At 43.2% G+C, this 6,632-nt stretch carries 6 protein-coding genes; all 6 read left to right on the top strand.

Annotated elements, in window-relative coordinates:
* A partial coding sequence (locus tag NZ900_09375) for an iron-containing alcohol dehydrogenase (GenBank protein ID MCS7234291.1) occupies positions 1–477 on the top strand: 477 nt, incomplete at its 5' end.
* Between the two features lie 80 nt (positions 478–557).
* Positions 558–2,450, top strand: coding sequence for an aldehyde ferredoxin oxidoreductase family protein (locus tag NZ900_09370; GenBank protein MCS7234290.1), 1,893 nt, complete (start codon positions 558–560; stop codon positions 2,448–2,450).
* A 123-nt stretch (positions 2,451–2,573) separates the two neighbouring features.
* The gene (locus NZ900_09365) at positions 2,574–3,122 is read left to right on the top strand and encodes a sigma-70 family RNA polymerase sigma factor (protein MCS7234289.1); all 549 of its coding nucleotides are present in this window, start codon (positions 2,574–2,576) and stop codon (positions 3,120–3,122) included.
* Positions 3,123–3,132: 10 nt separating this feature from the next.
* Positions 3,133–3,717, top strand: coding sequence for a hypothetical protein (locus NZ900_09360; GenBank protein ID MCS7234288.1), 585 nt, complete (start codon positions 3,133–3,135; stop codon positions 3,715–3,717).
* A 7-nt stretch (positions 3,718–3,724) separates the two neighbouring features.
* Positions 3,725–5,434: a BamA/TamA family outer membrane protein gene (locus NZ900_09355; protein MCS7234287.1), complete on the top strand. Its 1,710-nt coding sequence runs from the start codon at positions 3,725–3,727 to the stop codon at positions 5,432–5,434.
* A gap of 71 nt (positions 5,435–5,505) precedes the next feature.
* Complete coding sequence (locus NZ900_09350) at positions 5,506–6,615, top strand: hypothetical protein (protein MCS7234286.1); 1,110 nt, start codon at positions 5,506–5,508, stop codon at positions 6,613–6,615.
* Positions 6,616–6,632 lie beyond the last annotated feature (17 nt).

Here is a 6,632-nt window from a genome sequence, read left to right as displayed (position 1 = left end):
ATTCGCACTGCTGTTACCGATGGTTCTAACACTGAGGCTAGGTATTACATGTCTCTTGGAAGCTTGATCGCAGGTATAGCTTTCGGTAACTCAAGCTGTGCTGCGGTTCATGCTTTAGCTTATCCCTTGGGTGGGCAATTTCGTATTCCTCATGGAGTTGCTAACACTTTGATGCTTCCCTATGTTATGGAGTATAATGTAGTTAGCAGGTTGGAGAAGTTTGTTAAGATAGCTCAGGCTTTGGGCGAGAAGGTTGAAGGGTTATCTTTAAGGGATGCTGCCTTTAAGGCGATAGATGCTATGGTTAAGATAGCTAAGGATATAGGTGTTCCCATGAGGTTGAGGGATGTTAATATACCTAAGGAGGCTATTCCTGGGATGGCAGCTGCTGCGATAAATGAGACTAGGCTTCTTTCTCAGAATCCGCGCGTATTAACCTTGAAAGATATAGAGGATATTTACAATAAGGCGTGGTAACTTGAAACTTAAGATAGCGAGGGGTAAGGATCCTGAAGGAAGGGCCTTACCCCTTGCCTTTTAAGAGGGAGGTGAGGTTTATGTCCTTCGGTTTCATAGGTAAGATTTTGCGAGTGGACTTAACTTCAAATAGCATAGGCGTTGAAGAGATGGGTGAGGAGTTTTATAGGACTTACATGGGAGGCTATGGTTTTGGTGGTTACTATCTCCTTAAGGAGATGAAAAGAGGTGTGGATCCTTATTCACCAGATAATGTCTTATTGTTTGCCACAGGTGTTTTAACCGGTGTGCCTATCTCTGGAATGTGTAGATATGTTGTTTGCGCTAAGTCTCCTTTAACTGAGGCTTTCGGCGAAACTGACTCGGCTGGCTATTTTGGCCCTGAGCTTAAAAGGGCGGGCTTTGATGCCATCGTTATAACAGGAAGAGCTCCAAAGCCTGTTTATATTTATATTGAGAATGGCAAGGCTGAGATAAGGGATGCTTCAAGTATCTGGGGGCTTGAGACAAAGGAAGCCTACAGGAAGATTAAGGAAGAAACGCCCAAGGGAACGAGGGTTGCCTTGATAGGTCCCGCTGGAGAAAGGGGAGTAAGGTTCTCTTGCATAACCAATGAATTGAGACACTACAATGGTAGAAACGGCCTTGGAGCTGTTATGGGCTCTAAAAACTTGAAGGCCATAGCTGTCTGTGGGAGTGGTTCTATACCTGTTTATAATTCTGATGGGATAAAGAGCATCGTTAAGCGATTTGAGGAGATGAGAAAAGATCATCCTATAACAAAGACGCTTTACGAGTTTGGGACGTCTGCTACTGTTATGGTTAACAACAATGGTGGTATTCTTCCCACCAAGAACTTCAGAATGGGCGTATTTGATGGTGCTGAGAGAATCAGTGGCAAGGCGATGAACGAAAGCATACTTGTGGGACGTGAGAATTGTTATGCCTGCACTGTAAGGTGTAAAAGGGTGGTTTCCGTTCCTGAGCTCGGTGTTGTACCAGAATATGGAGGGCCTGAATACGAGACTATAGCGGCCATGGGCTCTATGTGCTTAATAGATGATATAAAGGTTGTGGCTTTGGCCAACCAGCTTTGTAATGCCTATGGTATTGACACGATAAGTACCGGTGTGTCGATAGCCTTTGCCATGGAGTGTTACGAGAACGGTATAATAAGTAAATCTGATACCGATGGTATAGAGTTAACCTTTGGTAATAAAGAGGCCCTTATAGCTATGATTCACAAGATAGCTAAAAAGGAAGGTTTTGGGGCCCTTTTAGCTGAGGGAGCCTCAAGAGCTGCGAAAGCCATTGGCAGAGGGGCTGAAAGGTTTGCTATGGCTGTTAAGAATCAGGAGATGCCTCTTCATGAGCCGAGAGGAAAGTATATGATCGGGCTTGGTTACGCAGTTTGCGAGCACGGGGCTGATCATATGACTGTTGGGCATGATACGATGCTCTCCTCGAAGGAGCAGTATACCTTTAAGGGAATAGCTCCTTTCGGGATACTTGAGCCCACAAGTCCTGTGAAGTTTGTTCCTGAGAAGATAAGGACCTATGTTTATCTTTATCCTTGGTGGAACTTCTTCGATTGTGCAGGCATATGTAAGTTCGTAGTGGTTCCAAGGAGCGTAATGCCGGTTAACATGGTGGTTGAGGCTTTAGGCCACGCTACAGGTTGGGATACAAGCTTATTCGAGATTTTGAAGGTCGGTGAAAGGGCGTCTACCTTAGCTAGGCTGTTTAATTTAAGGGAGGGCATAGATGTAAAAGAGGATAAGCTACCTGAGAGATTCTTCGAGCCTCTTGAGAATGGTCCCTTGGCTGGTCAGAAGATGGATAAGGAAGACTTTGAGAAGGCAAAGCTTCTTTACTATGAGATGATGGGCTGGAATGAAAAGGGTGTACCTAAAGAGAGTAAGCTTTATGAGCTTGGTTTAGGTTGGGCAGTTTCTGTTCTTAAGGAGATCTAACTGAAATATTAGTTTTTAAGGCGAATGTCACCCATCCTAGCTATTATTGGGATGGGTGACATTTTTTTATCCTTCTGTTAGAATTTCATTAAAAGGCGTTTTGAAGGGAGTGATGTCTTAAGGATGGAAGAGTATCTAAGAGCCTTAAGCAAGGTTAAGATTTTGGAGCAGGCTGAGGAGGAGGAGCTTTGGAGGAAGTTTAAGGAAGAGGGGGACGAGGAGAGTCGTGCTAAGATAATAGAGTCTTATCAGCCCCTTGTTTTCAAGGTTTTATCAAAGATAGGGCATCCTCCTGAGCTAACCTTAGATCTGCTTCAAGAGGGAATAGTCGGTCTTATTGAAGCCGTTGATAGGTTTGAGCCTGAGAGGGGATGGAAGTTTTATACTTTCGCTTACTATAGGATAAAGGGCTCCATATTGAATGCCTTGACTAGGAAGATGCCTGCTTGGGAGCTGGTTGATGAAGCTGATCCCAAGGAGGGAAGCTTTGATGAGGATCTGCTTTCCATAGGGCTTGAGGTTTTGCCCTCTGAGGATAAAAAGGTAATAAATGGAATATACTATGAGGGAAAGGGGCTTAAAGATATAGCTAAAGAGTTAGGTTTCTCCTTAAGTAAAATTCAGAGGATTCATAAGAGGGCCCTGAAAAGGTTGAAGGAGGTTTTGGGATAATAGTAATGCCATGGGTGAGAAGGGGGTAGTAAAAAAGATAAAGTTTGCCAAAAGGTGGCTTGAAAAGGCGGAGGAAGCCTATCTTCAGGGTAAAAGCGAAGAGGGCTTTTTAAGTTTATCCTTGGCCGAGGCCGAAATAAGAGCTCTGCATAAGGGGGAATGGGAGAGGGCTTTAAAGCTTAAGAAGAGCCCCTTAAGGGTTGTCTTTGAGGTAAGCTTCCTTACGATTCTTTTGGTTTTAGCCTTGGTTTCCTATCCCTATATGGAGGTCTCTCAAAGGGTTGAGCAAGAGCTTAATATTTCCCCGAGTTTTGGACATCGCTTAGCGTTAGGTATCCCAGGAAGGCTTAATTTTTCGATTAATCTTCCTCGGATAACTTTTACCGCTTATTGCGAAGGACGCATTGGGCTTTATAATATAAAGAGCTTTGATGCTCATATATTGTATGTGGTTCGCAAAGAGAAGGTGAAGGTTAAGGAGGAAGCGAAGCTTACTAAGGTTGAGGAAAATCACGCTCTTTCGGCGGAAGAGCTGTTTAGGTTGATAGAGCTTGGGAGAAAGGAGTTTAAGATTTATCTTACGGGAGGGAGGTAGAGCTTAAGTGAGGAGTCTTTTATTATGCTTATTCTTGATTTTTCTTTCTGCGGGTGTAGTTTTTGCTGCTCCTATAATAAAGGCTATAGATGTGGAGGGAAATATAACTGTTCAAAAGGATAGAATTCTTGCTGTTGTTCAAAGCAAGGTTGGGGAGCCGGTTGATGAGGAGAAGATAAAGGAGGATGTGAAGAGAATATACGATATGGGGTTCTTTAAGAGCGTTTCCGTTAAGGGACAGCCTTATGAGGATGGGGTTAAGGTTATATTTGTGGTGGAAGAGTTTGAGCCCATAAAGGAGATAATTATTGAAGGTAACACGGTTATACCAACTAAGAAGATAAGGGAAGTGATGTTTTTAACGGAAGGAATGCGCTTTAATGCTAGTTTCTTTAAGCGTGATATCGATAGGATAGTGGACCTCTATAGAAGAGAAGGATACGGTCTAATAAGGATAATGGATGCAGGTTTTTCCAAGGGAGTGGTTTTTTTAAAGATACTCGAGCCCAGGGTTAAGGAGATAGTAATTCAGGGAAATAAGAGAACTAAGGATTACGTTGTTAGAAGGTATATTTACATAAAACCTGGCGAGGTTTTAAATACTAAGAAGCTTCAGCTTTCCCTTTCCCGCCTTGAGGCGACGGAGTTCTTCGAGAAAGTTGAAGCTTATCCTGAGCCTACGGAGGAGATAGGTTGGATAAATATCGTATTTAGGGTGGAGGAAAAGAGTACCACGAGGCTCATGTTGGGGATTGGTTATGGGAGCGTAACCGGTTGGGAAGGGGAGGCTGCTTACGAGAACTTTAACTTTATGGGAAGAGGTATAAGGGTGAGTATAGGTTTGGGGTTGGGCGAAGAGGAGAGGCAATGGGTTAGCTGGGAAGATCCCTGGATGGATGAGAAGCACTTCGCCTATAAGTTTGGTTTCTTTAGAAGGGATTACACTGATGTTAATTGGTATGATCGTGAGACAGGGGAAGTTAAGGGGACTTATGATGAGAGCGCTGAAGGTTTTTATATAGGCTTTGGAAGGAAAATTAACAATAAGGTTTCTTTCTATCTAACCTTAACGCATGAAAATGTAAATATTACTCCTACTTCTGGTGAGCCTCCTGATAGGGAGGAGGTTCTTCAGGGAGAGGTAAGGTATTTAACCCTTAGTTTAACGAGGGATAATAGAAACCCATATGTTCCCTACTCTGTTGGAGATGTGGAAAGCCTAATAGTTGAGCATGCGGGGCTTTTTGGAGGAGATTACAACTACTCTAAGTACATAGGAGAGGTTAAATTTTACTTACCTTTTGAGCTAAACAAGTGGCTTGGCATAGAGCTTGGAGCTGAGGAGGAAAGACCCTGGATTATAGCGGCAAGGGCAAGATATGGAGATTCAAGCGGGACCCTTCCCTATTTTGAGAAGTTTTTTGTAGGAGGGGCTACCACCCTTAGGGGTTATCCAAGGAGTTACTTCTTTGGCGAGAAGATGGTTTTAGCAAACGTGGAGCTGAGGATACCAATCGAAAAGGGACTAGAATTGGTGGTTTTCAATGACTGGGGCTATGCATGGAGTAAGGATGAAAGCATATCTTTATCTGATCTTAAGCGTGGAGTTGGTTTTGGCTTAAGGGTTAGAACTCCCTTTGGAATTATAAGGGCCGACTTTGCGGAAAACGAGGAAGGTGAAACCCAATCTTATATAGGTTTCGGTCACATCTTTTAGCTTTAACGGTTTTCATCCTATTTTCCCTTCCACTTTCTGCTTATGCTATAAATAAGATAACTATTGAGGGAATGCCCTCCTTTTTACACGAGGCGGTTTCAGCTGTAATTAGGAGGATAGCTCAGGAGGTAAAGGGGGTTCCAGGTAGGGAAGCGGTAATTAAAGGCGTTTTGCCAAAGCTCTTTCCGGGTTATAAGGTTAGAGAGCTTATCTTTGAGGAGGGGTATATTAAGGTATCTTTTGAACCTATCTTTCCCTTAGTGGATAAGGTGTTTTTAAGTTTCTCTCCGGAAAGGTTTCCTCCTGAGATAGAGCCCCTATATAAAGTTCCTTATGAGAAGCTTGGAAATAAGGTCGTTTCTTTGTTTCAAGGTTTACCTGTTGAGTCCCTGGACTGGGTTCAAGAGGTTGCCTCTTTAGAGGTGAAAAAGGAGATTTCCGCCCTTCTTCCGGGTTATAGTGCTTATTTATCACTGATTTTTTTACCTGAGGCCCTTTTGGTAAAGGTATCTTTAAGAGGGGAGGACCCAGTGGTATTGTCTGTGGATTTAGTGTTGAGGTCGAGAACGGTCCCCAATATAGTTTTAAGGGGTTTAAGAAAGGAGTTTCTGCCTAATGTGAAGCTCATGGAGGGTCTACCTATAGCGTTTGTTAAGCATCATGAGAAATTCTTTAAGGACCTTGTTGTTAAGAGGGCATCCTTATCCAAGGCTCTTACCTTTTATAGGGTTGATCTGTCTCCTGAGCTTTACCTGGGTAGGATATCTACCATGGTGGTTAGCCTTGAGTCGAGAGTTTGGTCGATAATCGCCGAAGGGAGGATCCCTGTGGGGTTAAAGGATGCTGAGCCTGAAGGTGTTCTTCACTTCGGTAAGGTCTTTAAGGAAGGGGAAGTTTATGTAGAGGTGAAGGCTCTTCTTGAAAGCATAAAGTTAGAAAGCTTTTTAGGGATAGAGCTTAGGGTTGGACCTAAGCTTTGGATAGGCTATAAGCGCAGCTTTTCTGAGGGAGAAAACTTCTTCTTTCTAAGATACTCTAACTTTCAAGCTGGATATTGGGATGAGGATGGAGGAATAGAGCTATCCTATTCCTACTGGTTTGGTTCCTGGGTTAGAGTTGAATTTACCTATTCCACCCATGAGGATGAAAGGTTCTTCCTAAGGGTGGTAGGTAGATTGTGATAAAAGTCAAAGATAAA

It is taken from the genome of Synergistota bacterium (genome assembly GCA_025060595.1).
GTDB lineage: Bacteria > Synergistota > GBS-1 > GBS-1 > GBS-1 > 42-11.
This window is presented reverse-complemented; position numbering and strand designations above follow the sequence as displayed.

Excerpts from the sequence above, each read along its gene's own strand:
- NZ900_09370 (MCS7234290.1), top strand. The coding sequence starts at position 558 with ATGTCCTTCGGTTTCATAGGTAAGATTTTGCGAGTGGACTTAACTTCA.
- NZ900_09350 (MCS7234286.1), top strand. The coding sequence starts at position 5,506 with ATGCCCTCCTTTTTACACGAGGCGGTTTCAGCTGTAATTAGGAGGATA.
- NZ900_09365 (MCS7234289.1), top strand. The coding sequence starts at position 2,574 with ATGGAAGAGTATCTAAGAGCCTTAAGCAAGGTTAAGATTTTGGAGCAG.
- NZ900_09360 (MCS7234288.1), top strand. The coding sequence starts at position 3,133 with ATGGGTGAGAAGGGGGTAGTAAAAAAGATAAAGTTTGCCAAAAGGTGG.